Genomic DNA, 24,782 nt, shown 5'->3' with positions numbered 1-24,782 from the left:
GGGGGCAGGAGATAAAGGCGGGTGAAGGCAACCGAGCCCGCTCCGGGCGGCTTGCCCCCTACCCCGGACCGTCCGATGCTCGCCTCCAAAGCGTGGAGGAAGCGAGATGAGTGAAGTCCCGGTGGTGCGGTTCGAGATCGTCGACGGCATCGGAGTCATCACGGTGGATTATCCGCCAGTGAATGCCCTCGGCCCAGGCGTCTCGGAGGGCATCGCGGCGGCGGTGGACCAGGGCAATGCCGACCCCGCGGTGCAGGCCATGGTGCTGTTGGGCGCCGGCCGGACCTTCATCGCCGGCGCCGATATCCGCCGCTTCGGCAAGCCCCGCCCGCCCAGCCCCCGCCGCAGCTACGACGCGCTGGATGAGAGCGCCAAGCCGGTGGTCGCCGCCATCCATGGCTATGCGCTCGGCGGCGGGCTGGAGAACGCCCTCTCCTGCCATTGGCGCATCGCCGTGCCGAGCGCCAAGGTGGGGCTGCCGGAGGTGCTGATCGGCATCCTGCCCGGCGGCGGCGGCACCCAGCGCCTGCCGCGGCTGATCGGCGCCAAACCTGCGCTGGAGATGATCGTCACCGGCCGGCACGTGCCGGCAGAGGAAGCCAAGGCGCTCGGGATCGTGGATGCGATCATTCCTGGCCAGGATCTGCGCGCGGAGGCCATCGCCTTCGCCAGATCCGTCATCGGCAAGCCGCTGCGCCGCATCAGCGCCATGCCGCCGGCCGCGGCGGAGCCCGGGCTGTTCGACGAGATGCGCATGTCGATCGCCCGCAAGGCGCGCAACCAGAAGGCGCCCTATAACTGCATCGCCGCGGTGGAGGCGGCGACGCGCCTGCCCTTCGCCGAGGGCATGGCCGAGGAGAAGCGCCTGTTCCAGGAGCTGGAGAACGCGCCCGAGGCCCAGGCCCTGCGCTATGCCTTCTTCGCCGAGCGCGAGATCGCCCGCATCCCCTTCCTGCCCAAGGATCTGGCGCTGCCGGAGATCAAGACCGCCGCGGTGGTCGGCGCCGGCACCATGGGCGGCGGCATCGCCATGAGCTTTGCCGATAACGGCTTCCCGGTGAAGCTGGTGGACGCCAACCCGGAGGGCCTGGCCCGCGGGATGCAGCGCATCCGCGACAATTACGCCGTCAGCGTGAAGCGCGGCAGCATCACCCAGACGCAGATGGATGAGCGCCTGCCCCGCATCCAGCCGGTGGAGCGGATCGAGGACATCGCCGAGTGCGATGTGGTGATCGAGGCGGTGTTTGAGCAGCTACCGGTGAAGCAGGAGATATTCGCGAAGCTGGATGCGGTGATGAAGCCGGAAGCCATCCTGCTGACCAACACCTCCGCCATCGACATCGACAAGATCGCGGACGCGACCAAGCGCCCGCAGATGGTCGCCGGCGCGCATTTCTTCGCCCCGGCCAATGTGATGAAGCTGCTGGAGGTGGTGGAGGGGCCGCGCACCGCGCCGGAAGTGCTGGGGGCGGCGATGAAGCTCGGCCGCGCCATCGGCAAGATCAGCGGCTATGCGGGGAATTGCGACGGCTTCGTCGCCAATCGCAGCCGCATCTACTTCACCCTCGAGCAGAACATCATGGTCGAGGAAGGCGCGCTGCCGGAGCAGATCGACAAGGTCATGGTCGATTTCGGCTACCCAATGGGCCCCTTCGCGGTGAACGACATGTCGGGCCTCGATGTCAGCTACTTCACCCGCAAGCGCCGCCTGGCGGAGGACCCGAATTACCGCACCCTGCCCATCCCGGACCGGCTGGTGGAGAGCGGCCGCAAGGGGCAGAAGACCGGCGCCGGCTGGTACCGCTACGAGAAGGGCGACCGCACCCCGCATGTGGACCCGGTGGTGCACCGGCTGATCAAGGAGGTGGCGGCGGAGCAGGGCATCGAGCAGCGCCCCTTCTCGGATGAGGAGATCCTGCACCGCCTGCTCTTCGCCTCGGCGAACGAGGCCTGCAAGATCCTCGAGGAGGACAAGGCGCTGCGCGCCAGCGACATCGATGTGATGTGGCTGAACGGCTTCGGCTTTCCGCGCTATCGCGGCGGGCTGATGTTCTGGGCGGACACGATCGGCGCGCAGGAAATCTACAACCAGATCGCCGCCTGGCACCAGCGCTATGGCGATCGCTGGCGGCCGAGCGCGCTGCTGCGCCGCGTCGCGGAAAGCGGCGGCAAGCTGCGGGAAGCGAAAGCGCCGCGGCTGCAATAGCTGGCGGCGAAGGCGCCTCTGTGCGCCTTCGACACCGTCGAAGGCGCCCATGCGCGAAAGCCATGGTGCCGAATCGGGTCAAGGACTTCGCCGCGCGTCATGCGATAGCACGCCTGCGGCGCGAGGCGCGGCGCCGCTACGCGGCACTCTCGACCTGAATTCGGCACCATGGCCGTGGCCTGGGGCCGCTTGAGGAGGTCGAGCGCCCGCGCAGCGGGCCTCGTCCGACGAGCAGGGCGTTCAGCCCGCCCTGGCGCCGGAGCGCTCGACGATGCCGCGCCACCGCTCCACCTCTCGCCCGACGAAATCCCGCAGCCCATCTCCCGCCAGCATCAGCGGCGCGCTGCCGCTGCCGGCCAGCGTCTCCACCACCCGCGGCTCAGACAAGGCACGCTGCAACCCTTCCGCCAGCTTCTCGCGGATCGGCGCCGGCACCGCCGCCGGCGCCATGATGCAGGACCAGGACGCGGTCTCGGCGCCCGGCAGCCCGGCCTCCGCCAGGGTCGGCACCTCCGGCAGCGCCGCCAGCCGGGCGCTGCCCGTCGTCGCGAGCGGCCGCAACCGGCCGGACTCCAGGAAGGCGCGGGTGGAGATCAGGTAGTCGAACATCAGGTCGGTGCGGCCGGCGACCAGGTCGTTCAGCGCCGGGGCGCTGCCCTGGTAGGGCACCTGGGTCAGCTTCACCCCGGCCTCGGCCTGGAACAGCTCCGCCGCCATATGCGTGCCGGTGCCGATGCCGGAGGTGGCGAAGGTCAGCTCGCCCGGCCGCTCCTTCGCATGGCCGATCAGCTCCGCCAGGGTGCGGAAGGGCCGTGCCGGATTCACCACCAGCAGCAGCGGCGTCTGCGCCAGCCCGTGCACCGGGGCGAAGTCGCGCAGCGGGTCGTAGCGGACATTGCGGTACAGTACGGGGTTGGTCGCCAGCGTGCCCTGGGTGCCGTAGAGGATGGTGTAGCCATCCGCCGCGGCCCGCGCCGCGGCCTCCGTGCCGATGCCGCCGCCAGCGCCCGGGCGATTGTCGATCACCACCTGCTGGCCGAGCCAGGCGCCGAGCGGCTGCGCGACGAGGCGGGAGGAGGTGTCGGTGATGCCGCCCGGGGTGAAGGGCACGATCCAGGTGATGGAGCGCGCCGGCCAGCTCTGGGCGCGAAGCTGGCCCGTGGCCAGCAGGGCGGCGCCGAAGGCGGCGCGGCGCGTCGTCAGGAACATCGGTTTCCTCCGGTCTTTGCCCGCAGGCTACGCCGCCGGGAAAGGCAGCGGAAGGCGGCGGCGCCCGCGCTGCCGGACCGTCCGGGTCACCGCTGCCCGGGGCAGAGCCGGACATGGCAGGTGGCCGCCGCGTCCTGCGGCCCCAGGCGGTGCCGGACGACGCACCCCCTTGCCGACCCCCGTCGCCGGTCATCGGCACGCATGCCGCCATGCCTGCGGCCGGCCTCGTGACGAAGGATGGCAAACCCCCTCCGACTCATGATCTGCTTGCCGCAACAACCGAAGGAGGAAACGCCATGCCTAGGAGTCCCGCCGCGCTGCCGCGGCGCGCCATGCTTGCCCTTTCCGGTGCGGCGCTGGCGGCGCCGGCCCTGGCCCAGCCCCGCTTCCCGGACCGGCCGCTCCGCCTCTTCGTGCCCTGGACCGCCGGCTCCTCCTCCGACGTGCAGATGCGCTCCCTGGCGGAAATCGCCCAGGCCACGCTCGGCCAGCCGGTGGTGGTGGAGAACCGGCCGGGGGCCAGCGGCACGCTGCATGTGCAGCCCCTCGCCGCTTCCCGCGCCGATGGCTACACGCTGGGGCAGATGCACCTCTCCATCGTCCGCCGCCCCTTCCTGGTGCGGACGCCGCCCTGGGATGCCGTCGCGGATTTCACCCACATCCTCCGCCTCTGCGGCTGGATGTATGGCGTGGCGGTGAAGGCGGACAGCCCGTGGCAGGACTGGCGCGGCTTCATCGCCCATGCCAGGGCCAATCCGGGCAAGGTCACCTTCGCCACCTCCGGCATCGCCACCACCAACCACCTGGCCATGGAGGATCTCGGCGCCCGGGAGGGGGTGGAGTTCACCCATGTGCCCTATCGCGGCTCCTCGGAAGGCATGACCGCCGTGCTTTCCGGCGCGGTGGATTGCATCGCGGACAGCTCCGTCTGGGTGCCGCAGGTGGAAAGCGGCGCCATGCGGGCCCTCTGCGTCTGGACGGCGGCGCGCGTCTCCCGCCTGCCCGGCGTGCCGACCCTGAAGGAGCTGGGGCACGACATGGTCGTCACCTCCCCCTATGGCATCTCCGGCCCGAAGGGGATGGATCCTGGCGTGGTGCGGGCGCTGCACGAGGCCTTCAAATCCGCGCTGTTCAGCCCGGCCAACGCCGCGGTGCGGGCGCAATTCGACATGCCGGAACAGTATCTGGACAGCGAATCCTACGCCGCCTTCATCGCCCAGCGGTCGGAGTATGAGAAGGCGATGGTCCAGCGGCTCGGCATCCGGCTGGAGTGACCGGGGCGCGGGCGGCGGCGGCCAGGGCCAGGCCCCCTCTGCCAGGCAGGGTGGGCTGGTTGCGGGCGCGGCCGATGGCGAACCGGCGACCGCCATTCCCACCGCCGCAGGCGCACCGGCTGATGGCCACCCGCGACAAGCGTGGCCCGCGTCGCGGTGGCGCCGGCCGGGCAGACGCTGCTAGACCTCGCCCGGCCGGAGCAACCTGCCCGCTTCCGACAAGGGGCCGGGCCGATTGTCGTACCCCATGGCGTATGACAACCGGCCCAGATCCCGGCAGCGGCAGCCTTGCTCGCCTGACCAGGAAGGGAGGGGGGATGAGCCTGGAGACGATCGAGGCGGAGGTCGCCGTCATCGGCGGCGGGCCGGCCGGGTCCACCGCGGCCGGGTTGCTGGCGGCGCGGCAGCGCAAGGTCGTGCTGCTCGAGAAGGATGTCCATCCCCGCTTCCACATCGGGGAGAGCCTGCTCCCCCGCAACCTGGACATCCTCGACCGGCTGGGCGTGCTGGAGGAGGTCCGGACCATCGGCGTGCACAAGCCGGGCGCCGAATTCGTCTCCGACCGCACCGGGCGCAGCCAGGCCTTTCCCTTCGCCCGCGCCCTGGACCGGGACCGCACCTTCGCCTGGCAGGTGCGGCGCTCGGAATTCGATCGGATCCTGTTCGACAACGCCGCCCGGAAGGGGGCGCTGACCTTCCAGGGCACCCGCGCGCAGAGCCTGGAATTCGGCACGGAAGGCGGCCCCTCGGTCATCCGGGCGCAGCGTCCGGACGGCACGGCGCTGGAGGTCCGGGCCCGCTACGTCCTCGATGCCTCCGGGCGTGACACCTTCCTCGCCGGCAAGCTGAACCTGAAGACCTCCAACAAATACAACAACACGGCGGCAGCCTACGCGCATTTCCGCGGGGTGGAGAGGCGGGAGGCGGCGCTGGCGGGCTATATCAGCATCCACCTCGCGGAGGATGGCTGGTTCTGGATCATCCCCCTGACCGGGGAGGTCACCAGCGTCGGCTTCGTCGGCAACCAGAGCGCCTGGAAGAACCGGCGGGGCACCGCCGCCGAAATCTTCCAGGACCGCATCGCCGCCAGCCCCACCGTCTCGGCGCGCATGCGGCAGGCCGAGCGGGTTTCGGAGATCTACAGCACCGCCAATTACAGCTACCGGGCGCGCAGCGGCACCGGCCCGGGCTATCTGATGATCGGCGATGCCTATGGCTTCGTGGACCCGATGTTCTCCACCGGCGTGCTCATGGCCATGACGGCGGGCGAGCTGGGCGCCGAGGCGGCCCATGCCTGGCTGGACGACCCGGTGGCCGGTCAGGCCCTCGCCGCCCGGACGAACCGCGAAACCGCCAGGGCGATGGACCGCATAAGCTGGCTCATCTACCGCATTAACGATCCTGTATTGCGCTCCATGTTCATGTCGCCGTCCAATGCCTTTTGGATGCGCGACGGGATTGTGAACATGCTGGCAGGTAATCTGCGTCACAGCCCGCGGGCGGTACTGCCGGTATTGATGTTCAAGACGGTTTATCATGTATTGTCGCGCCTGCATCGGTGCGGCATGGGGCCGGAGATGCCGGAGGCCAGGACGCTTGACCGCCAGATGCCCAGCTCAGGATTCGGCGCCGGCCTGGACAGCGCCCGGGAAGCGGCGCGCGGGGCGGATCGCTGAGGCACGGGCCGGCGGCGCGGCGGGGGTCAGCCGCGCCGGCGCCGAAGGATGAGGGGCGCTCCGGAGCAGGGGTCCTGGCGGGCGCGGCTTGCCGCCCGGCTGCCGGAGGGTGCCGTGCCGCTCACCCAGGCGGCCGGTCATGCGCCGTTGCGGCTGGGCCCGGAGCCCTGCCTGCCGGACCGGCCCGAGGATGGCGGCTTCGCGCCCTGGCCCGGCTTGCAGGGCTGGTCGCCCACCCCGGCAATCCGCGCCTCGCTGGCCCTGCATGCCGCCTCCCTCTGCGCCTTCCTGGCGGCGCCCGAGTGGTGGCGGACCATCCTGGCCATCCTCGGCAGCAACCATGCGCTGCTCACCTGCGGCATGTGGCCCCGCAGCACCATGCTCGGCCCCAATCTCAGCCGGCTGCCGGTGCCGGCAGGGTGCGACCCGGGCCCCATCGCCCTCACCTTCGATGACGGCCCGGACCCCAGGATCACCCCACGCCTGCTGGACCTGCTGGACCGGTACGAGGCCAAGGCCAGCTTCTTCGTCATCGGGCGCGAAGCCGTGCGTCACCCGCAGCTCCTCCGCGAGATGGTCGCCCGGGGCCACAGCGTGGAGAACCACACCTATGCCCATCCGCTCGGCTTCGGCTGCTGGACGCCCTGGGCGATGCAGCGGGAGATCCAGCGGGCGCAGGACACCATCACCGCCATCTGCGGGCAGCGCCCGCTTTTCTTCCGGCCGCCGGCCGGCATCCGCTCCCCGCTGCTGGACCCGGTCCTGGCGGTGACGGAGCTGCGCCTCGCCACCTGGACGCGGCGCGGCTACGACACAGTCTCCGACCAGCCCGAACGCGTCCTGCGGCGGCTGCTGCACCGCCTGGCCCCGGGCGACATCCTGCTGCTGCATGACCGCCCTACGCGCCACCGCAGCATGCTGGAGGAGGTGGTGCCGCGGCTACTCGCCCATGCGCGGGGGTATGGGCACCAGGTGGTCTCCCTCAGGCACGCCCCGCTCCCCCCTGACGCCGCAGCCCGGCCCGGCGCGCCAGCATGCCCAGCACCAGCCGCGTATGCATCCAGGTCAGGCGGAGATTGTCGCGCAGATAGTGGAAATGCGAGACGCCGCCCTCCTCGGGAGAGAGGTAGCGCACCGGGGTCGGCAGGTTGACCGCCGCCACCCCGTTCCAGGCCAGCCGCACCACCGCCTCCGGGTCGAAATCGAAGCGGCGCATCCAGCGCGTGCCGTCCATCACCTGCAGCAGCAGCGCGATCGGATAGACGCGGAAGCCGAACAGCACGTCCTCGATGCCAGCGCCCCTTGTCTCGATCCGGGCGAGCCAGTTGGAGATCTTCCGGCCCTGGATGCGGATCCGCGGCGCCTCCGGGCCGAAGATAGGGGCGCCGAGGATCATCGCCTCCGGCGCGGCGCGGGAGGCGGCGATCATGGCCCCGATGCCCTCCGCCGGGTGCTGCCCGTCGGAATCCATCACCAGCGCATGGCTGAAGCCTGCCTGTTGCGCCGCAAGCAGCCCGTGCAGCACGGCCGCGCCCTTGCCCTGGTTGCGCGTCAGCCGGATGACCCGCAGCTCGGGGTCGGCCTGCACCGCCTGCAGCAGCGCGGCATCGGACCCGTCCGTGCTGCCATCCACGACAACCCAGACCGGGCTCCAGGCCGCCCGGGCTTCCCGCACCGTCCGCAGCAGGCGTGGCCCGGTATTGTAGCTGGGAATCAGTACGAGGTGGCGTGAGGCCATGCGCTGCCATTGCCTGCGCCGAATTGGGCGCGGAAATACCCCTCCAGCGTCCGGACGAATTCATCCGGATCGCCGGCGGCCATCACCCGCTCGCCGAGGCGGATGCGGAACACCAGGGGCAGGCTGGGCCGGCGGAACAGCGGCCAGCCCTTGCGCAGATAGGGGCTGTCCGCCTCGATCAGCACGGTCTGCACCGGTGCCCGGGTGGCGCGGGCGATCACCGCGAAGCTGCGATGGAAGGGGTCGACGGGCGGGTGCGCCGTGCGCGAGCCTTCCGGGAAGATCAGCAATTGCTGCCCGCCCTGCACCGCCGTGGCGGCGCGGCGGATCATCGGCAGCGGCAGGTCGTTCCTGACATAGCCCGCCAGCCTGATGCCCCCGCCGAGGAAGAGGTTGTCCCACAGCGTCGCCTTGGTGATGCAGACCACCCGCGGCAGCCGCGAGATCAGGATGACGGCGTCCAGCATCGTCGGGTGGTTCGGCGCGATGACCAGCCCGCCCTCGGCCCGCAGCCGGTCCAGCGCCGAGAGATCGGCCCGGAACACGCCGGTGAAGCGCATGACGCCGAGGAACCAGCGAAACCCCAGCATGATGCCGAGCTGGCCCAGCGGCTGGCCCCAGCGGCGCGGCAGGATGCGGTACAGCAGGGCGGCCGGCAGGCTCCAGACCAGGCAACTGATGCCGAACACCGCGAGGCAGAAATAAAAGGCGATGCTGTAGTAGAACGCCAGCAGCCCGCCCGCCCCTTTGCCCTTCGGCAAAACTTGACCCGGGTTGCGCGCCTGCATCGTTGCCCCCACTATGGTTGACACACTAGGTTACCGGCGCGTCCGTGTGAAGCGGCGGGGGGATGCGGCAACCAATGCCAGGCTGATGTGGCGACGGTTGCAATAATGCTGGCTGCAGGCATGAACGGGCGTGGTGGGCATGGCTGAGTACGCTGGAATTCCGACGCCGCATCCGCCCCTCACCCGCTATTACGCCGCCCCTGCCGACCGCGATGCCTTCGTCCGCCGGGTATTCGACAGCACGGCCGACTCCTATGACCGGATCAATGCGGCCTGCTCCTTCGGGTCGGGGGGCTGGTATCGGCGGCGGGCGCTGCGCCGCGCGGGGCTGCAGCCCGGCCAGGCGGTGCTGGATGTCGCGGTCGGCACCGGGCTGGTGGCGCGGGAGGCGGTGCGGCTGCTCGGCTCCGCGCGCGGCGTGGTCGGGCTCGATCTCAGCGAGGGGATGCTGCGGCAGACCGGCCGCGCGCTGCCGGTGAAGCTGATCTGCGGGCGCGCCGAGGCGCTGCCGGTCGCCGATGCGCGCTTCGACTTCCTCAGCATGGGCTATGCGCTGCGCCATGTCGCCAGCCTGCCGGCGACCTTCGCCGAGTACCGCCGCGTGCTGCGGCCCGGCGGCCGCCTGCTGCTGCTGGAGATCGCGCGGCCCAGGGGCAGGCTCGCCTATGCCGCGGTGCGCTTCTATCTCGGCCGCGTCATCCCGGCCGTCAGCGCCCTGCTGGGCGGCGGCCGGCAGGCCAGGCTGCTGATGCAGTATTACTGGGACACCATCGATGCCTGCGTGGCGCCGGCCACCATCCTGGACGCGCTGCGGCAATCCGGCTTCGAGGAGGTCCGCTGCGAGGTCCAGCTCGGCATCTTCCGCGCCTATATGGCGCGCCGGCCGGCTGCCGGGGGAGCGGCGGAAGGGTGATCGCCCTGGCCTTCCCGGCGCCCTGGCGGCGCCCGACCGTGGCGACCGCGGCCGGCCCGGCATGAGCGGCGATGCGCTCCTCGGCGGCGATGGCCGGCGGCGCGGCATCCCGCCGGCGCGGGAGGCGCTGGAGATCCAGGCGCTCTGCGACCGCGTCGTGGCGCGCTATGCGGGGGCCTCCCGCTTCGCCCGCGGCTTCGTCCGCGGCAAGCTGCTGACCGACCCGGCCACCCTGGCCATTCTGCGGCAGGCGGCAGCGGCGCCCTTCGGCAGCGTCGCCGATCTGGGATGCGGCCGCGGCCAGCTCGGCCTGGCGCTGCTGCTGGCGGGCCGGGCGGAGCGGCTCCTCGGCCTGGACATGCATGCAGGCAAGATCGCCGAGGCCGGCCGCGCCGCCGCCGGCCTGCCGGCGGAGTTCCGCATCGCCGACCTCGCCACCGTCGCGGTACCCACCTGCGACACCATCCTGCTCATCGACGTGTTGCTGCAGATGCCGGAGGCGGCGCAGCTCCGCCTGCTGGCCCGCGTCACCCAGGCGGCCCGGCGCCGCATCCTGATCCGCGCCTTCGACCCGGATTCGGGCTGGCGGGCCCGGCTGGGCTTCGCCATGGAAAGGCTGGGCCGGCGGCTGCGGCGCGACCAGGTCGAGATCCAGCCATTGCCCCTGCCAAGGCTGCAGGGCCTGCTGACGGAGGCGGGCTTCGCCGTGACCATCACCCCCTGCTGGGGCCGCACGCCTTTGCCCAATGTCCTGCTCGTCGCCGAAAGGCCGCCCGCATGAGGCGCGCCATCCCGCTCGCCGCCCTCGGCGCCGCGAGCTGCCTTGCCGTCGCCGCCGCCAGGGCGCAGCCCACCGCGCCCCAGCCCGCCGCCCAGCCGCTGTTCGAGGCCGGCGTGTTCGGCGGCGCGGCGCTGCTGCCGGACTATCCCGGGGCGGGGCAGTCGCGTGTGCACGGCCTGGCCCTGCCCTGGCTGATCTATCGCGGCGACCTCCTGCGCAGCGACGAGCGCGGGCTGCGCGGCCGGATGTACCGCGAGGGCGATCTGGAATTCACCCTGAACGCCAGCGGCGCGCTGGGCAGCCGCTCCAGTGACAACCGGGCGCGGGAGGGCATGCCGGACCTGGACTGGCTCGGCGAGATCGGCCCCTCGCTGCGCTGGGTGGCGTGGCGGGATGCGCCCAACCGCACGCGGCTGACGCTGGAAACCCCGATCCGCGCGGTCTTCTCCACCGATTTCTCCCGCATCCGCTACCGCGGCTATGTCTTCGCGCCGGAGCTGGCGGTGGAACGGACCGGGCTGGTTCTGGCCGGGTCGCGAGCCCGTGTCGGGCTGGGGCCGGTCTTCGCCTCGGGCGGGCTGATGGATTACTGGTATCGCGTCCAGGGCGAGTTCGACCGTCCCGGCCGCCCCGCCTATGACGCCGCCGGCGGCTATCTCGGCCTGCGGATGCAATTCTCCTACCGCGTGCCGGTCACCGAGTCGCTCTGGGTGACGGCGGGCGGCCGGCTGGAGAATTTCAGCGGCGCCAGCAATGCCGACAGCCCGCTCCTCCGCTCGGAGTTCAATGCCAGCTTCGTGCTGGGCCTCTCCTTCACCCTTTACCGGTCGGAGGCGAAGGTCGCCTCCCGGGCGGAGCCCTTCGACTGAGCCCTCACCTGTCGTTCAACGCCGCACCTCCCGGATGTGCGCCAGGGCACTGGCGGGGCGCCGGCGGGCTGCCTATCCAGCTCTCCGCCCCTGGCCTGGCGCGGCCGGCCGGGATCGGCGCCTCAACTTGTCAGAACCGCCAAATTTCTGATAAGAAAACGGAAAATGCCGCTGTGTGACAAAGCGGTCTGAATCGCGCGATGGAACCCACCCCCATGTCCCTCGGCTCGTCCGAACCCCAAACCGTCGCCCTGCCATCCCGCCTCACCTCGGAGGAACTCGAGGTGGCTCGCCTGATCGTCTCTTCCCTGTCGCTCGAGGTCGCGGCCGAGGAGATCGACCCCGAGGCGCCGCTGTTCAACCAGGGCCTCGGCCTCGATTCGATCGACGCGCTGGAAATCGCCCTGGCCCTGTCGAAGGCCTATGACGTCAAGCTGCGATCCGACGACGAGCGCAACCACCGCATCTTCGCCTCCCTGCGCAGCCTGACGGCCCATATCGAGAAGCATCGGGCCAGGTGACGGCATGCCGGTCCGCCACGATCCCGACCCGCCGCCAGGATCGAGCCGCGCGGGTGTAACGGCCATGCCGGCCGTGCTCCTGCTCGCGCTGTTCGCGGCGGAAGCCGCGGCCGGCGGCGTCATCCTCGGCGCGGCCGGGCGGGCCGGCCCGGCCCTGCTGGCGGCGCTGGGCAATCTGCTGGCCAGCCTGCAATTCGGCGTGACCCTGCGCCCGGGGCAGGAGCCGCTGATCTCCCGCTACAGCCGCTATGATTCCGCTGCCCGCTCCGGTCGGCTGGAACGCTATACGCGGCGCCTCACCGCATCCTGGGCGCTGCTGCTGGCCTGCTTCGCCCTGGCCTTTCTCGGCGCGGCCTGCGGGGCCTGGTCGGCCGGCCTCGTCTCCCGCCTGCAGCTTGTCCTCTGCCCTGCCCTTTTTGTCGGGGAGCATTGGCTGCGCCGCCGCTGCTTCCCCGAGCTGGGGCGGGTGACCCTGCTGCGCACCTGCCGCGCCATCTGGCTCTCCCATATGCGGGTGCCGCATGCGCTCTGAGGCCGGGGAGTTCATCGACCTGGCACGGAACACCGCCTGGCCCCTGATCCCCCGTTCACCGGAGGAGGTGATCTGCTTCCGCAATGGCCAGGCGATCACCGTCGGGGCCTTCCTGGCCGAGGCCGGGGCCCTGGCCGCCCGCCTGCCGCCTGCCGGCCAGGGCGTGGCGCTGCACGCCATCAATCTCTGCACCGACCGCTACCGCATGCTGGTGGGCTTCGTCGCCGCCCTGCTGCGCGGCCATGTTACGCTGCTGCACGCGGACCCGGAGCCGGGGCGGCTGCTCGCCCTCGCCGGCCGCTACCCTGGCGCCTATGTGATCGCCGATGGCGAGCAGCGGGAGTTCCCCCTGCCCGCCTTCCGGCTCGCGGAAGGGGACAGCGCGGCCGGCGAGGTGGTCGCAGTCCCGGAAATCCCGGTGGAACGCATCGTCGCGATCGGCTTCACCTCCGGCTCGACCGGGGAGCCGGCGGCGCATCCCAAGCCCTGGGGCGCGCTGGTCGCCGCGGCCCAGGCGGCGGCGGAGCGCTTTTCCCTGCATGGCAGCGGCGCCGCCGCCGTCACCCTCCTCGCCACCGTGCCGCCGCAGCATATGTACGGTTTCGAGACCACGATCATGCTGCCGCTGCAGGCCGGCATGGCCATCCATGCCGGTGCCAGCTTCTTCCCGAGCGACGTGCTGGACGCGCTGGCCTGGCTGCCGACGCGGCGCGTGCTGGTCACCACCCCGCTGCATCTCCGTGCCCTGCTGGCCGAGGGCCGCCGCCCCGCCGCGCTGGAGGCGGTGATCTCCGCCACCGCCCCGCTGGCGGCGAGCATGGCCGAGGCGGTGGAGCGCGACTGGCAGACGCCGATGCTGGAGATCTACGGCGCGACCGAGGCCGGCTCCATGGCCAGCCGCCGCACGGTGCGGGAGGCGGATTGGCTGCCCTATCGCGGGGTGGAGCTGCGGGAGGCCGGGGTCCAGGTACCCGGCCTCGGCGAGGTCGCCCTGGCGGATGTGCTGGAACCCTCCGGGGCCGGGCGCTTCCGCCTGCTCGGCCGGCGCAGCGACCTGGTGAAGCTCGGCGGCAGGCGGGCCTCCCTGGCCGACCTCAACCGCCGGCTGCTGGAGATCGAGGGGGTAGAGGACGGCGTCTTCGTCGCGCCGGACGACCTCGAGAGCAATCCGGGGGCGCGGCTTTCCGCCTATGTCGTCGCCCCCGGCCTGACGGCGGAGGCGGTGCTGGCGGCGCTCCGCACGCGGCTGGAACCGCTCTTCCTGCCCCGCCCCATCCTGCTGGTGCCTGCCCTGCCGCGGGACCGGCTGGGCAAGCTTTCCCGCAGCGCCCTGGCCGGGCTGCGCGTGCCGGCAACGGGGCCGGCGTGAGCGGCGGCGCGGCGCCAACTCACCGGTTCTCCGTCCCCGCCGACCATCCGGCGCTGCCCGGGCATTTCCCCGGGCGGCCGATCCTGCCGGGCGTGCTATTGCTGGATGCGGTGCTGCTGGCGGCCGGCTGCGCCCATGGCCGCGGCATCAGCATTCTTCGCGCCAAATTCACCGCCCCGGTCGGTCCTGGCGACCAGGTGGAGATCGCGCTGAAACCGCGGGAGGCCGGTACCGTTCTCTTCACCTGCCGACGCGGCGGCAGCACCGTGCTCACGGGGGAATTGGCATGTCCGCTTCCCTAGTGTCCTGCCCGCGAATTTCGCGGACGAGCGGGCCACCGAAAACGAAAGCTGGTGATCGGCCGAGGCCGGATCGACCGAAGCCGTGAATCACGCGATCAAACAACCGGCCAGAGCGGGATTGGTCGAGCGAAACTCGGCCAATCCCGCTCTCGGAAGGCGAAGCGCCGCGCCGGGCCGTTGCCAGCCGGAATGGACGGTGGCGCCGGAGCGCGGCAGCATCCTGCTGGCGCGCTTCATGGTGTGGCTGGTGCATTCCGTCGGCTGGTGGCCGGGGCATCTGCTGCTCTACCCCATCGCGGCCTATTTCCTGCTCGCCTCGCCCACCCCGCGGCGGGCGGCGGGGGCCTATCTGGCCCGCGCCCTCGGCCGGCCGCCCAGGCCGCGCGACCTGTTCCGCCTCTATTTCAGCTTCGCCTCCACCATCCTCGACCGCGCCTTCCTGGTCTGCGGCAAGGCCGATCGCTACCGGGTGGAGGTGCATGGGCTGGAGGCGCTGCAGGCGCGCATCGCGGAAGGCCAGGGCTGCCTGATCTTCGGCGCGCATTTCGGCAGCTTCGAGGCGCTGCGGCTGGTGGCCGACCGCGGCTGCCCCGTCGATCTCGCCATCCTGATGCATGAGGCGAATGCGGCGCGGCTGAAGGCGGTGTTCGATGCCATGGGCGGCGCCGCCCGCGCCGCCGCCATCATCCCCCTCGGCACTGCGGAAGCCATGCTGCGGGCGAAGGAATGCCTGGAACGCAACGGGCTGGTCGGGCTGTTGGCCGACCGGGCGCCGCGGGCCGAGCGCTTCCTCGACGTGCCTTTCCTCGGCGAGGCGGCGCCCTTCCCCACCGGGCCGCATCTGCTGGCCGCGGTGCTCGGGGCGCCCGTCATGCTCGCCTTCGGCATCTGGCGTGGGCCGCGGCATTACGAGGTCCGCTTCGAACCCTTCGCCGAGGCGCTGCCGCCGGGGCGCGAGGGGCGGGAGGCGGCGATCGCCGGGCAGGTCCGCCGCTATGCCGCGAGGCTCGCGGCGATCTGCCGGGAGCACCCCTACAACTGGTTCAATTTCTACGATTTCTGGCGGCGCGGGGACGCATGACCGGCAGCTTCGGAGCAGCCAGGGCGGCGAGGCTCGGGCGGCGCGGGCTGCTTTTGGCGCCGCTTGCCTTCCCGGCCCTGGCGCGGGCGGAGGAGGCCGGGCTGCAGGCGCTGCTGCGCCGCTTCGCCGCCCTGCCGCAATCCCGCGCCAGCTTCACCGAGGACAAGGCGATCCCCGAGCTCGACCTGCCCCTGCCGAGCGAGGGCACCCTTTCCTGGCAGGCGCCGGACCGGCTGGAGAAGCGGACCCTCTCGCCGATCCAGGAAGTGCTGCGGGTGGCAGGCGACCGCCTGCTCTATGAGCGGCCGGACCGCGGTATCCGGCGGGAATTTGGCCTGGAGGACCAACCGGAGATGCGGGCGCTGGTCGAGGCGATCCGCGGCACCCTGGCGGGCGATCCCGGCGCGCTGCACCGCTATTACGACATCGCCTTCGACGCCCTGCCGGAAGGGGCCTGGCGCATGGTGCTGACGCCGCTTTCCACCCGGGTTCGGGCAGCGGTGCAGCGGATCCTGCTCTCCGGCCGCGGCCCGCAGATCCTGGCGGTGGATACCGAGGGCAATGGCGGCGTCACCCGCATGCGGATCACGCCGCTGCCGTGAGAGGGGAGGCTGCCGAGAGGAGCGTCGGCGGGGCCCGCACCCCACTCCGGCGCGCCGCGCGGCTGCTGCTCGTGCTGCTGGCGCTGGCCGCCGGCGGCGCCGGGCTGGGGCTGACGGTCGGGCTGCGCACCGACCTGGCCGAATTCCTGCCCGCCGGCCGCAGCCCCGCCAGCAGCTTCCTGCTGCGGGAATTGCAGGACGGGGCCGGCACCACCCTGCTGCTGGCCGGCATCGAGGGCGCGCCGCCCGGGGAGCTGGCGCGGCTCTCGCGGGAGGTGGCGGCGGGGCTGCGCGCCTCGCCCCGCTTCGCCTTCGTGGGCGATGGTACGACCTCGCTTTCCGAAGCGGAGCAGGCCTTCCTCTTCCGCTACCGCTACCTGCTCTCCCGCGAGACGCGGCCGGAGGTTTTCGAGCCCGCGGCCCTGCGGCAACGGCTGGAGGCGCTGCTGGACGGGCTGCGCACCGCCGCCTCGCCCCTGCTGGCGCGCTATGGCTTTGCCGACCCGACCGGCGCCTTCCTCGGCATCGCCCGGGATTTCCTCGGCGAGACGCAGATCGAGACGCGCGACGGCGCCTGGTTCGCCACCGGCGCCGGGCCGCCCCGGGCGCTGCTGGTGGCGCGCATCGCCGGCAGCTTCGGGCTGGATGCCGAGGCACAGCGCGCCGCCATCGCGGAATTCCGCAGCCTTTTCGCCGCCGCCAACCCCGGCCCGGCACGGCTGCTGCTCAGCGGCCCTGGCGTCTTCTCTTCCGAGGCGGCGGACGCCATCCGCGCCGATGTGGAGCTGATCAGCCTGGCCTCGGCGGCGCTGCTCGCGGCTTTCCTCTGGTGGCGCTACCGCTCGGTCTTGCTGCTGGGGCTGGTGGCGGTGCCGCTCGGCGCCGGCACCCTGGCCGGCTATGCCGCCGCCGCCCTGGCTTCGGGCGGGGCGCCGCATGGCATCGCCTTCGGCTTCGGCATGACCATGCTGGGGGTGACGGTGGACTACCCCATCCTGCTGGTCAGCCTGCGGCGGCCGGAGGAAGGCCTGCGGCAGACGGCCCGGCGCATCTGGCCCACGCTGCGCCTCGCCGCCGCCTCGGCCGCCATCGGCCTCGCCGCCATGCTGGGCTCGGGCTTTCCCGGGCTGGTGCAGCTCGGGGTCTTTGCCGGGGTGGGGCTGCTGACCGCCGCCGCGGTCACCCGCTGGGGCCTGCCGGCCCTGGTGCCGCCGGGGATGCAGGTGGCGGCGCGGCCCCTGCCCGCCCCGCTCGCCGCTTCGCTGCGGGCGCTGCGGGGCCGGCGCGGCCTGGCCGCCCTGGCGCTGGCCGCCGCAGCGGTGGGGCTGGCGGCGCAGGGCGGCCCCGCCTGGCAGCGCGACATGGCGGCGCTGAGCCCGGTGCCCGCCGCCGCCCAGGCGCTGGATGCGGAATTGCGCCGCCAGCTCGGCGCGCCGGATGTCGGCCTGCTCTTCGCCCTGGGGCCGGGGAGCGAGGCGGAGGTGCTGGAGGCCGCGGAACGTCTCGCCGCTTCGGTCCAGCCGCTGCTCGAGGCCGGGGCGCTGGCCGCGCTGGACCTGCCGAGCCGCTTTCTGCCCAGCCCGGCGACGCAGGCGGCGCGCCGCACCGCCCTGCCGGCGCCCGAGGCGGCGCAGGCGGCGATGCAGGCCGCGCTGGCCGGTCTGCCCTTCCGCCCCGGCGCCTTCGCCCCCTTCCTGGCGGCGCTGGCGGAAAGCCGCGCCCTGCCCCCTCTCACCGCCGCGGGCCTGGCCGAGGGCGCGCCGACCCTGGCCGCCCGGCTCTCCCCCCTGCTGAGCCGGCGGGACGGCCAGGTGTGGGGCGTGGCGCTGGCGCAGGGGGTGACGGATCCGGCCGCCCTCGCCGCTTTGGCCGGCCGGCTGGGCGATCCGCGCATCCTGCTGGTGGATGTGAAGGCGGAGATGGCAGGGCTGCTTGCCGATTACGGCCGGGCGACGCTGCGCTGGGCGCTGGTGGGCGGGGTGGGCGTGCTGGGGCTGCTCGCGCTCGGCCTGCGCGGGCTTCGCCCCGCTTTGCGCGTGGCGGTGCCGATCGGCGGGGCGCTGCTGGTCACCCTCGCAGTGCTCACCGCGCTAGGGCAGCAATTGACGCTGTTCCACCTCGCCGCCCTGCTGTTGCTTGGCGGATTGGCGATCGACTATGCACTCTTCCTCGCCAGAAGCGCCGGGCAGCGGCGCGGCGGGGAGGATGCTCTGGGGGCCGTATTGACCTGTGCCGTTGCCACCTTGCTGACCTTCGGCCTGCTGGCCTTTTGCCAGACCCCGGTGCTGCACGGCATCGGGCTGACGGTGGCGGTCGGGGTGGCCGCTGCCTTCCTGCTGGCCTGCGCCCTGCTGCCGCGGCCGGAAACCGACTGAGGCGCCGGTTATGTGGCCCTTGAAAATCTCCGCCTGCACCGCTGCCACCGCGCTGGGCCCGGGCCTCGCCCCGCTGCGGAAGGCGCTGCTGGCGCGCCAGGGCGGGCTGCGCCCCTGCGACCTGCCGGGCATGCCGGACGGCATCTGGATCGGCCGCGTCCCGGGGCTGGAGACGGTGACCCTGCCGGCGGCGCTGGCGGGCTTCGCCTGCCGCAACAACCGCCTCGCCGAGCTGGCGCTCGGCTGCGACGGCTTCGCCGGGGCGGTGGCGGCGGCGCGCGCCCGGCATGGCGCGGACCGCATCGCGGTGGTGCTCGGCACCAGCACCGCCGGCATCGAGGAGACGGAACAGGCCTGGCAGCAGCGGGAAAACGGCACCGGCCCGCTGCCGGCAAGCTTCGACTACGCCCGCACCCATGACCTGCAGGCGCTGCCGCGCTATCTCCGCGCCCGGCTCGGCCTGCGCGGGCCGGCGCTGGTCGTCTCCACCGCCTGCACCTCCGGCGTCCGGGCGATGACCGAGGCCGCCGCGCTGATCGCCGCGGGCGTGGCGGATGCGGCAGTGGCGGGCGGCGTCGATACGCTCTGCCGCATGACGCTGCATGGCTTCGCCTCGCTGGAACTGCTCAGCCGCGGCGGGCCGACGCGGCCCTGCGCCGCGGACCGGGACGGCATCTCCATCGGCGAGGGGGCGGGGCTGGTCCTGCTGGAACGGGAAGGCGACGGGCCGGCGGACGCGCCGCTGCTGCTCGGCGCTGGCGCCAGCAGCGACGGACATCACATGTCCTCGCCGCATCCGGAGGGGCTGGGCGCGGTCGCCGCCATGCGCGCCGCGCTGGACTCGGCCGGCCTGGCGCCGGGCGGGATCGACTATGTGAATCTGCACGGCACCGGCACGCGCGCCAATGACGCGATGGAGGACCGGGCGGTGCATCAGGTCTTCGGCAGCTTCGTGCCCTGCAGCTCGACCAAGGGCTGGACCGGGCACACCCTCGGCGCCTCGGGCGCCGTCGAGGCCATCATCGCCCTGCTCTGCCTGGAGGAGGGGCTGGTGCCGGGCTGCCTGAACCTGACCGAGCTGGACGCCGAATTCCGCGCCGATGTCGCCATGGAGAACCGCCCCGCCGCGCTGCGCCGGGTGATGAGCAATTCCTTCGGCTTCGGCGGCAGCAATTGCAGCCTCGTCCTCGGCCGGGCATGAGGGTGGGGCGATGAGCTTGCACTGCCGGATCGGCGGCCTCGGCATTCTCGGCCCCGGGCTGCCGGGCTGGGCGGCGAGCGCGCCCATCCTCGCCGGCGCCACGCCCTGGCAGGGCGGCGAGCTGGCCCTGCCGCCGCCCGCCCTGCTGCCGCCGACCGAACGCCGGCGCACCAGCCAGCCCGTGCGCCTGGCCCTGGCCGCTGCCGGCGAGGCGGTGGCGGCGGAGCCGGGCGGCACCGCGCTGGAAACCATCTTCGCCAGCAGCAATGGCGATGGCGCGATCCTCGGCAGCATCCTCGATGCGCTGCTGGCGCTGGACGGCGTCGCCATCTCGCCGACGCAGTTCCACAATTCGGTGCACAACGCGCCGGCCGGCTACTGGCACATCGCGATCGGCTCCGTCGCGCCCTCCCTCAGCCTGGGCGGGCATGACGACAGCTTCGCGGCGGGGCTGCTGGCGGCGGCGACGGCGGTGGCGACGCGCGCGAAGCCGGTGCTGCTCTGCGCCTATGACATGCCGATGCCGCCGCCGCTGGACCGCGTGCGGCGGACGGAGACCGGCTTCGCCGCGGCGCTGGTGCTGCGCCCTGCCGCCGGGGAGGGCGCGGCGCTGACGCTGCGCTACCGGGCGGCGCCGGCGGCATGGCCCGCGCCCGCCGATGCGCTGGATGCGCTGGCGGCGGGGAATCCGGCGGCGCGGTCCCTGCCGCTGCTGCGGGCGCTGGCGGCGGGGCGCACCGCCACCATCCGCCTGCCCCTGCTGGAGGATGCGCATCTGGAATTGCAGGTGGCGCCGTGACGCCGCCGCTCGGCCGGGACGCCATCGCGCGGCTGCTGCCGCATCAGGGCGAGATGTGCCTGCTGGACCGGGTGCTGGCCTGGGATGAAGGCCGGATAGGCTGCGAGACGGCGCAGCACGCCTCGCCACGCAACCCGCTGCGGCGGGACGGAATGCTGCCGGCCATCTGCGGCGTGGAATTCGCGCTGCAGGCCATGGCGCTGCACGGCGCCCTGACCGCCGGGGAAGGCCGGGCGCAGCCGGCCGGCTATCTCAGCAGCCTGCGGGAGGTCGTGCTGGAGGCCGAGCGGCTGGACGATGTGCCCGGCCCCCTCGGCATCACCGCCGAGACCCTGGTCGCCGAGGCGCGCGGCTTCATCTATCGCTTCGCGGTGGCGGGCGGCGGCGCGGCGCTGCTGCGCGGCCAGGCCGCGGTGATTCTGCCGTGACGGCGCGGCGCGCCCTGGTGACGGGCGGCTCCAGCCCGATCGGCCGCGCCATCTGCCTGCGCCTGGCGGCGGAGGGGCATGCGGTGCTGGTCCACGCCCATGCCGGGCTGGCCCGGGCCGGGGCGGTCGCCGCCGAGATCCGGGCCGGCGGCGGCGTGGCCTCTGCCTTCGCCTGCAACCTGACCGACATCCCCGGTTCCGCGGCGGCGCTGGAGGCGGTGCTGGCGCAGGGCGGGCCGGTGCAGATCCTGGTGCACAATGCCGGGGTGCATGACGACGCGCCGATGGCGGGGATGAGCGAGGCGCAATGGCGCAGCGTCATCGACGTCTCGCTGAACGGCTTCTATGCCGCGCTGCGGCCGCTGCTGCTGCCGATGATCGGCACGCGCTGGGGGCGGATCCTGGCGATCTCCTCCATCTCCGGCCTGCTGGGCAATCGCGGCCAGGCGAATTACGCCGCGGCGAAGGCCGGGCTGATCGGCGCGGTGAAGTCGCTCTCGCTGGAATACGCCTCGCGCGGCGTGACCAGCAATGTGGTCGCGCCCGGCATCATCGAAAGCCCGGCCGTCGCCGCCGCGCTGACGCCGGAGCGGATCGCGCAGCTCGTGCCGGCGCGGCGGGCCGGGCGAGCGGAGGAGGTGGCGGAGCTGGTCGGCTTCCTCGCGTCCGACCGCGCCGCCTACATCACCGGCCAGACCATTGCCGTCTCCGGCGGCCTCGGCTGAGGCGCGCCTTTTTTGCGCCGGCACGCCGCCGCCGCACTGCGCGCGACACCGGTCGGCCGCCGGTCTTAGAGCGGGATCGGTTGAGCTGTGCTCACCCGCTCTAGTTCATTGTTCGGTCGCGTGATTCACGGTTTCGGTCGATTCGACCTCAACCGATCACGCTCTAGGAGGCGCTGGACTGCACCATGATGGCGTTCTGCAAATTTTGCACCCAGCTATTGTAGTTCCGGTGGATGACCGTGCCGTCATAGTCGAGATTGCTGCTGGAGACGTAGCGGATGCTGAAGCGCTGCGTGTCGTAGGGGATGTCCACCACCGCCTGATGCGTGCGCAGGTTGAGCGTGCCGCGCATCAGGCCGGGGCCCTGCGGCTCGATGATCCAGCCCAGGCCGGTGCCGGCGCGGCGGATCTGGTCCGCCCGCTGCGCGAGGGTGCCGCGCCCGCTGAAATTGCCGCCGCCCTCCTGCACCGGCGCGGTGCGGGCGCAGGCGGCGAGGAGCCCCACGGCGAAGAGGCTGCTGAGGAAGAGGCGGCGCCGGTTCGGGGTCATCATTGGCCTCCGGGTTCTTGATGCTGGCGAATCCTGCCCTGCGGCGGGAAAGGCGGAGCATGCCCGTCGTTGGCAGGCGCCTCAAGCGGGGCGGATCGCGCCCCGCCGATGCCCTTGGCTTTCAGCCCCTCGCGCCGCCGCCGTTCAGCCATTCGACGGCCGCGGTATCGGCATGGGAGGGCAGCGGCGCCGCGGGGTTGCCGAGCCAGGCGAGGATATCGGCAATCACCACCGCGCGGCCGCGGTCGCGCAGCAGCAGGTGGTGGCCCTCGGGGTAATAGGCGATCCGATGGCCGTTCCCCGGCGGAATTGTCCGCAGCAGCCGCCGCATGGGCTCGGGCGGCACGATGCGGTCATGCGCGCCGTAGAGCACGAGCGCCGGCATGGTGAAGCGAGACGCGGCCTCGAGCGCCCGGTCCATGAGATCAACCAGGCCATAGACGAAATCGACGCGGAAGATCTTCGTCGTCAGCGGATCCCGCGACCAGCGCCGCAGGGCTTCCTCATTGTCCGAGGGGGCGAAGCCAGGGGCGGAGCCGCTGAAGCCGACGGCCGGGATGAGGCGCGCCGCGATCTCCAGCGTGGTGCGCGAGAACTCGCTCATGTTCTTCCGCCCGCGAACGCCTGGGGCCAGAAGGATGTAGCCGGCGACGGGCGGAGGGCTGGCCGCGGTGGCGGCCACCATGGCGACCGCCGCCCCCATGCTCTCGCCCAGGATATGGAGCGGGAGGCCCGGATGGCGCGCCGCCACCAGAGATGTCGCGGTGATGCAGTCGGCGGCCAGGGTGGCGGTGCCGGGCCAGTAGCCGCGATGCGGCCCGGCGCCGAAGCCTCTCTGGTCATAGGCGTAGAGGGCGATGCCCTGGGCGGTGAAGGCGGCGGCCGGCAGGTCGAAGGCGTTGACGGAGTAGTCGCCGAAGCCGTGCAGGCCGAGGATGACGGCGCGGGGGCTGCCCTCCGGCAGCCAGGCGCGGTAGGGCAGGCGGGCGCCATCCGGCATGACGAAGGCGTCCTCGGTCTGCGCCGGCTGCGTCGTCGCCGGCCCGGACGGGAAGATGACCGGGGTGCAACCGGAAACCAGGGACGCAGCGGCGCTGGCGGCCAGCCTGTGCAGGCTGCGTCTTCTCATCTGCGCGCTTCGTCTTGCCCGGATGGCGTCGCCGGCCTTCGCGGGGCCGGCTTCAGGCCGCGAACCATCCTACCCCGCCCGAGGGTTTGCTGAAGCGGCGAAACGGTATGTCCTGCTGCCATCGGCCATGGGTGCGATCCGCAAGATAGGCGGCGCGCAGCGCAAAGACAGCACCGTCTTGCGGCCGTGGTGGCCTGCCCGCTATTCGGTCCGCCGCCGAACCCAGCCACCGGCACGCTCCACCGCATCGCCCGTCGCCGTGGCGGCGCGTCCCACGACTTCGCCGGTCTCCGTCCCGGCCCGGTCGATCGCCGCGCCAGCCCGGGTTGCCGGCTGCCGGCTCTCACACCCCGGCAGCAGGGCCATGCAGATGACGGCGGCTGCGACGAGAAGCCCAGGATGGGCGGGGGAGGCAGGACGGACGGTCATGTGCGGCTTGTCCTCACGAAGGACATTTGGCTTCGGTCGCCTTTGGATTCACCCGCGTCGCGTCATGCGTCAAGCGTTACTTTTGGGCCCCGGGGCCGCGCCCAAGGACGGCGCTTCCCGGTGGCGGGATCCGCCGGGCGTCACCGTGACGACGGCCGGCTCAGGGACACGGCATGAACGGCGCATCGCGGGAGCGAGATCGCGTTCAGCCCTGCCAGGCAGGCGGGTGGGCGGTGCCGGCCCGGCCGCGCTACTCGGCCGCGGCCGGCAGGTCCAGGGGATGCGAATCCTGCTCGCGCCAGACCATCACCGCCTCCTCGCCCATCTGCACCGGGTTGGCGAAGAACAGCTCGTCGGGCAGGAGGATGGACGCCCCCTCGCCATCGCCGACCGTCAGGGCCAGCCGCACCGTCGTGCCCAGATACTCCACGGCGGCGATGCGGCCGGCGATATGCGGCTGGTCGCCCGGCGCGCCCAGCCGGCAACGGTCCGCGCGCACGGCGATGAGGCCGTCCGGACCGTTGAGCACGTTGTGGCCGCCGATGAATTTCGCGACGAAGCTGTCCGCCGGGCGCTCGAACACCTCGCGCGGCGCGGCGGCCTGGCGGATGCGGCCCTCATCCATCACCACCATCAGGTCGGCCAGAGCCATCGCCTCATCCTGGCTGTGGGTGACATGGATGAAGGTGATGCCGAGCTCCCGCTGTAGCCGCTTCAGCTCCTCCCGCACCCGCGTCCGCAGGAAGGGGTCGAGGGCGGAGAGCGGCTCATCCAGCAGCAGCACTCGCGGCTCGGTGATCAGCGCCCGCGCCAGGGCGACGCGCTGCTGCTGGCCGCCGGACAGCTCCGCCGGCATGCGGTGGGAGAGCCGGTCCATATGCACCAGCGCCAGGTATTCCATCGCCTTGGCATGGCGCTGCGCCTTCGGCACGCCGCGGGCCTTCAGGCTGAAGGCGACATTGTCCAGGCAGCTCAGATGCGGGAAGAGCGCGTAGGACTGGAACATCATCGCCGTGCCCCGCTCGGCCGGGGCGAGGTCGGTGACGTTCTCATCATGGATCAGGATGTCGCCATCCGAGACGGTCTCGTGCCCCGCGATCATGCGCAGCGTGCTGGTCTTGCCGCAGCCGGAGGGGCCGAGCAGGCAGCAATAGCTGGCGCGCGGAATGCGCAGCGAGACCCGGTCCACGGCGACGACGCCGCCATAGCGCTTGGTCGCCGCGACCAGCTCGACATCGAAGCGCCGCTCGAGATGCGGGACGGGGTGGTCCATCTGCGGGAGGCT

Annotated in this window: 24 protein-coding genes and 1 pseudogene; 18 read left to right on the top strand and 7 right to left on the bottom strand. The window is 72.5% G+C overall.

What is annotated here, in order from left to right:
• The first annotated feature begins 106 nt into the window (after positions 1 to 106).
• The gene (locus tag E5N76_RS15975; RefSeq protein ID WP_149538303.1) at positions 107 to 2,206 is read left to right on the top strand and encodes a 3-hydroxyacyl-CoA dehydrogenase NAD-binding domain-containing protein; all 2,100 of its coding nucleotides are present in this window, start codon (positions 107 to 109) and stop codon (positions 2,204 to 2,206) included.
• Between the two features lie 240 nt (positions 2,207 to 2,446).
• Here E5N76_RS15975 and E5N76_RS15970 read toward each other — a convergent pair whose 3' ends face one another.
• The gene (locus tag E5N76_RS15970; protein WP_149538302.1) at positions 2,447 to 3,415 is read right to left on the bottom strand and encodes a Bug family tripartite tricarboxylate transporter substrate binding protein; all 969 of its coding nucleotides are present in this window, start codon (positions 3,413 to 3,415) and stop codon (positions 2,447 to 2,449) included.
• Between the two features lie 296 nt (positions 3,416 to 3,711).
• Here E5N76_RS15970 and E5N76_RS15965 point away from each other — a divergent pair, with 296 nt between their 5' ends.
• From E5N76_RS15965 to E5N76_RS31265, 3 genes and pseudogenes are all read left to right on the top strand, one after another.
• The gene (locus E5N76_RS15965; protein ID WP_149538301.1) at positions 3,712 to 4,689 is read left to right on the top strand and encodes a tripartite tricarboxylate transporter substrate binding protein; all 978 of its coding nucleotides are present in this window, start codon (positions 3,712 to 3,714) and stop codon (positions 4,687 to 4,689) included.
• 317 nt (positions 4,690 to 5,006) lie between these two features.
• Positions 5,007 to 6,365, top strand: coding sequence for an NAD(P)/FAD-dependent oxidoreductase (locus E5N76_RS15960; protein WP_149538300.1), 1,359 nt, complete (start codon positions 5,007 to 5,009; stop codon positions 6,363 to 6,365).
• Positions 6,366 to 6,413: 48 nt separating this feature from the next.
• A pseudogene (locus E5N76_RS31265) lies at positions 6,414 to 7,103 on the top strand (polysaccharide deacetylase family protein); the annotation flags it as partial.
• A gap of 244 nt (positions 7,104 to 7,347) precedes the next feature.
• On the opposite strand, the gene E5N76_RS15950 reads toward E5N76_RS31265, so the two are convergent.
• Entirely contained in the window at positions 7,348 to 8,103 is a 756-nt protein-coding gene (locus E5N76_RS15950; RefSeq protein WP_149538299.1) for a glycosyltransferase family 2 protein, read from the bottom strand.
• A complete protein-coding gene (locus E5N76_RS15945) occupies positions 8,079 to 8,864 on the bottom strand; it encodes a lysophospholipid acyltransferase family protein (RefSeq protein WP_207791995.1) in 786 nt (261 codons plus the stop codon). Before E5N76_RS15945 ends, E5N76_RS15950 begins: the two co-directional genes overlap by 25 nt.
• 166 nt (positions 8,865 to 9,030) lie before the next feature.
• Here E5N76_RS15945 and E5N76_RS15940 point away from each other — a divergent pair, with 166 nt between their 5' ends.
• The 14 genes from E5N76_RS15940 (at position 9,031) to fabG (ending at position 21,389) form a co-directional block, all read left to right on the top strand.
• Positions 9,031 to 9,804 carry a class I SAM-dependent methyltransferase gene (locus E5N76_RS15940; RefSeq protein WP_149538297.1) on the top strand — a complete coding sequence of 258 codons (774 nt, stop codon included), beginning with the start codon at positions 9,031 to 9,033 and terminating at the stop codon, positions 9,802 to 9,804.
• A 61-nt stretch (positions 9,805 to 9,865) separates the two neighbouring features.
• On the top strand, positions 9,866 to 10,585 hold the full coding sequence (locus E5N76_RS15935) for a methyltransferase domain-containing protein (RefSeq protein WP_187830204.1): 720 nt from the start codon (positions 9,866 to 9,868) through the stop codon (positions 10,583 to 10,585).
• The gene (locus E5N76_RS15930; protein ID WP_149538295.1) at positions 10,582 to 11,454 is read left to right on the top strand and encodes a MipA/OmpV family protein; all 873 of its coding nucleotides are present in this window, start codon (positions 10,582 to 10,584) and stop codon (positions 11,452 to 11,454) included. Before E5N76_RS15935 ends, E5N76_RS15930 begins: the two co-directional genes overlap by 4 nt.
• A 200-nt stretch (positions 11,455 to 11,654) precedes the next feature.
• Entirely contained in the window at positions 11,655 to 11,975 is a 321-nt protein-coding gene (locus tag E5N76_RS15925; RefSeq protein WP_328593061.1) for a phosphopantetheine-binding protein, read from the top strand.
• A 64-nt stretch (positions 11,976 to 12,039) separates the two neighbouring features.
• Positions 12,040 to 12,507, top strand: a complete 468-nt coding sequence (locus E5N76_RS15920; protein WP_149538294.1) for a hypothetical protein — start codon at positions 12,040 to 12,042, stop codon at positions 12,505 to 12,507.
• Entirely contained in the window at positions 12,497 to 13,876 is a 1,380-nt protein-coding gene (locus E5N76_RS15915) for an AMP-binding protein (protein ID WP_149538293.1), read from the top strand. Before E5N76_RS15920 ends, E5N76_RS15915 begins: the two co-directional genes overlap by 11 nt.
• On the top strand, positions 13,873 to 14,178 hold the full coding sequence (locus E5N76_RS29550) for a hypothetical protein (protein ID WP_187830203.1): 306 nt from the start codon (positions 13,873 to 13,875) through the stop codon (positions 14,176 to 14,178). Before E5N76_RS15915 ends, E5N76_RS29550 begins: the two co-directional genes overlap by 4 nt.
• Positions 14,179 to 14,374: 196 nt before the next feature.
• Positions 14,375 to 15,259 carry an LpxL/LpxP family acyltransferase gene (locus tag E5N76_RS15905; protein ID WP_149538292.1) on the top strand — a complete coding sequence of 295 codons (885 nt, stop codon included), beginning with the start codon at positions 14,375 to 14,377 and terminating at the stop codon, positions 15,257 to 15,259.
• Positions 15,256 to 15,861 carry a LolA family protein gene (locus tag E5N76_RS15900; protein ID WP_149538291.1) on the top strand — a complete coding sequence of 202 codons (606 nt, stop codon included), beginning with the start codon at positions 15,256 to 15,258 and terminating at the stop codon, positions 15,859 to 15,861. The genes E5N76_RS15905 and E5N76_RS15900 overlap by 4 nt, the downstream gene beginning before the upstream one ends.
• Positions 15,858 to 18,236: an MMPL family transporter gene (locus tag E5N76_RS15895; protein ID WP_149538290.1), complete on the top strand. Its 2,379-nt coding sequence runs from the start codon at positions 15,858 to 15,860 to the stop codon at positions 18,234 to 18,236. The genes E5N76_RS15900 and E5N76_RS15895 overlap by 4 nt, the downstream gene beginning before the upstream one ends.
• Before the next feature lie 10 nt (positions 18,237 to 18,246).
• Positions 18,247 to 19,437, top strand: coding sequence for a beta-ketoacyl-ACP synthase (locus tag E5N76_RS15890; RefSeq protein ID WP_149538289.1), 1,191 nt, complete (start codon positions 18,247 to 18,249; stop codon positions 19,435 to 19,437).
• Between the two features lie 10 nt (positions 19,438 to 19,447).
• Complete coding sequence (locus E5N76_RS15885) at positions 19,448 to 20,236, top strand: beta-ketoacyl synthase chain length factor (protein ID WP_149538288.1); 789 nt, start codon at positions 19,448 to 19,450, stop codon at positions 20,234 to 20,236.
• Entirely contained in the window at positions 20,233 to 20,664 is a 432-nt protein-coding gene (locus E5N76_RS15880; protein ID WP_207791994.1) for a phosphotransferase, read from the top strand. The genes E5N76_RS15885 and E5N76_RS15880 overlap by 4 nt, the downstream gene beginning before the upstream one ends.
• Positions 20,661 to 21,389, top strand: a complete 729-nt coding sequence (gene fabG, locus E5N76_RS15875) for a 3-oxoacyl-ACP reductase FabG (protein WP_149538287.1) — start codon at positions 20,661 to 20,663, stop codon at positions 21,387 to 21,389. Before E5N76_RS15880 ends, fabG begins: the two co-directional genes overlap by 4 nt.
• A gap of 163 nt (positions 21,390 to 21,552) precedes the next feature.
• Here fabG and E5N76_RS15870 read toward each other — a convergent pair whose 3' ends face one another.
• From E5N76_RS15870 to E5N76_RS15855, 4 genes are all read right to left on the bottom strand, one after another.
• A complete protein-coding gene (locus tag E5N76_RS15870) occupies positions 21,553 to 21,939 on the bottom strand; it encodes a hypothetical protein (RefSeq protein WP_149538286.1) in 387 nt (128 codons plus the stop codon).
• Between the two features lie 121 nt (positions 21,940 to 22,060).
• The gene (locus E5N76_RS15865; protein ID WP_149538285.1) at positions 22,061 to 23,068 is read right to left on the bottom strand and encodes an alpha/beta hydrolase; all 1,008 of its coding nucleotides are present in this window, start codon (positions 23,066 to 23,068) and stop codon (positions 22,061 to 22,063) included.
• Positions 23,069 to 23,269: 201 nt separating this feature from the next.
• On the bottom strand, positions 23,270 to 23,497 hold the full coding sequence (locus E5N76_RS15860; RefSeq protein ID WP_149538284.1) for a hypothetical protein: 228 nt from the start codon (positions 23,495 to 23,497) through the stop codon (positions 23,270 to 23,272).
• A gap of 250 nt (positions 23,498 to 23,747) precedes the next feature.
• A complete protein-coding gene (locus E5N76_RS15855) occupies positions 23,748 to 24,770 on the bottom strand; it encodes an ABC transporter ATP-binding protein (protein ID WP_149538283.1) in 1,023 nt (340 codons plus the stop codon).
• Positions 24,771 to 24,782: the final 12 nt, after the last annotated feature.

It is taken from the genome of Siccirubricoccus phaeus, assembly GCF_008360935.1.
Lineage (GTDB): Bacteria > Pseudomonadota > Alphaproteobacteria > Acetobacterales > Acetobacteraceae > Siccirubricoccus > Siccirubricoccus phaeus.
The sequence above is the reverse complement of the archived record's forward strand: the minus strand, read 5'-3'. Positions and strand labels throughout refer to the sequence as shown.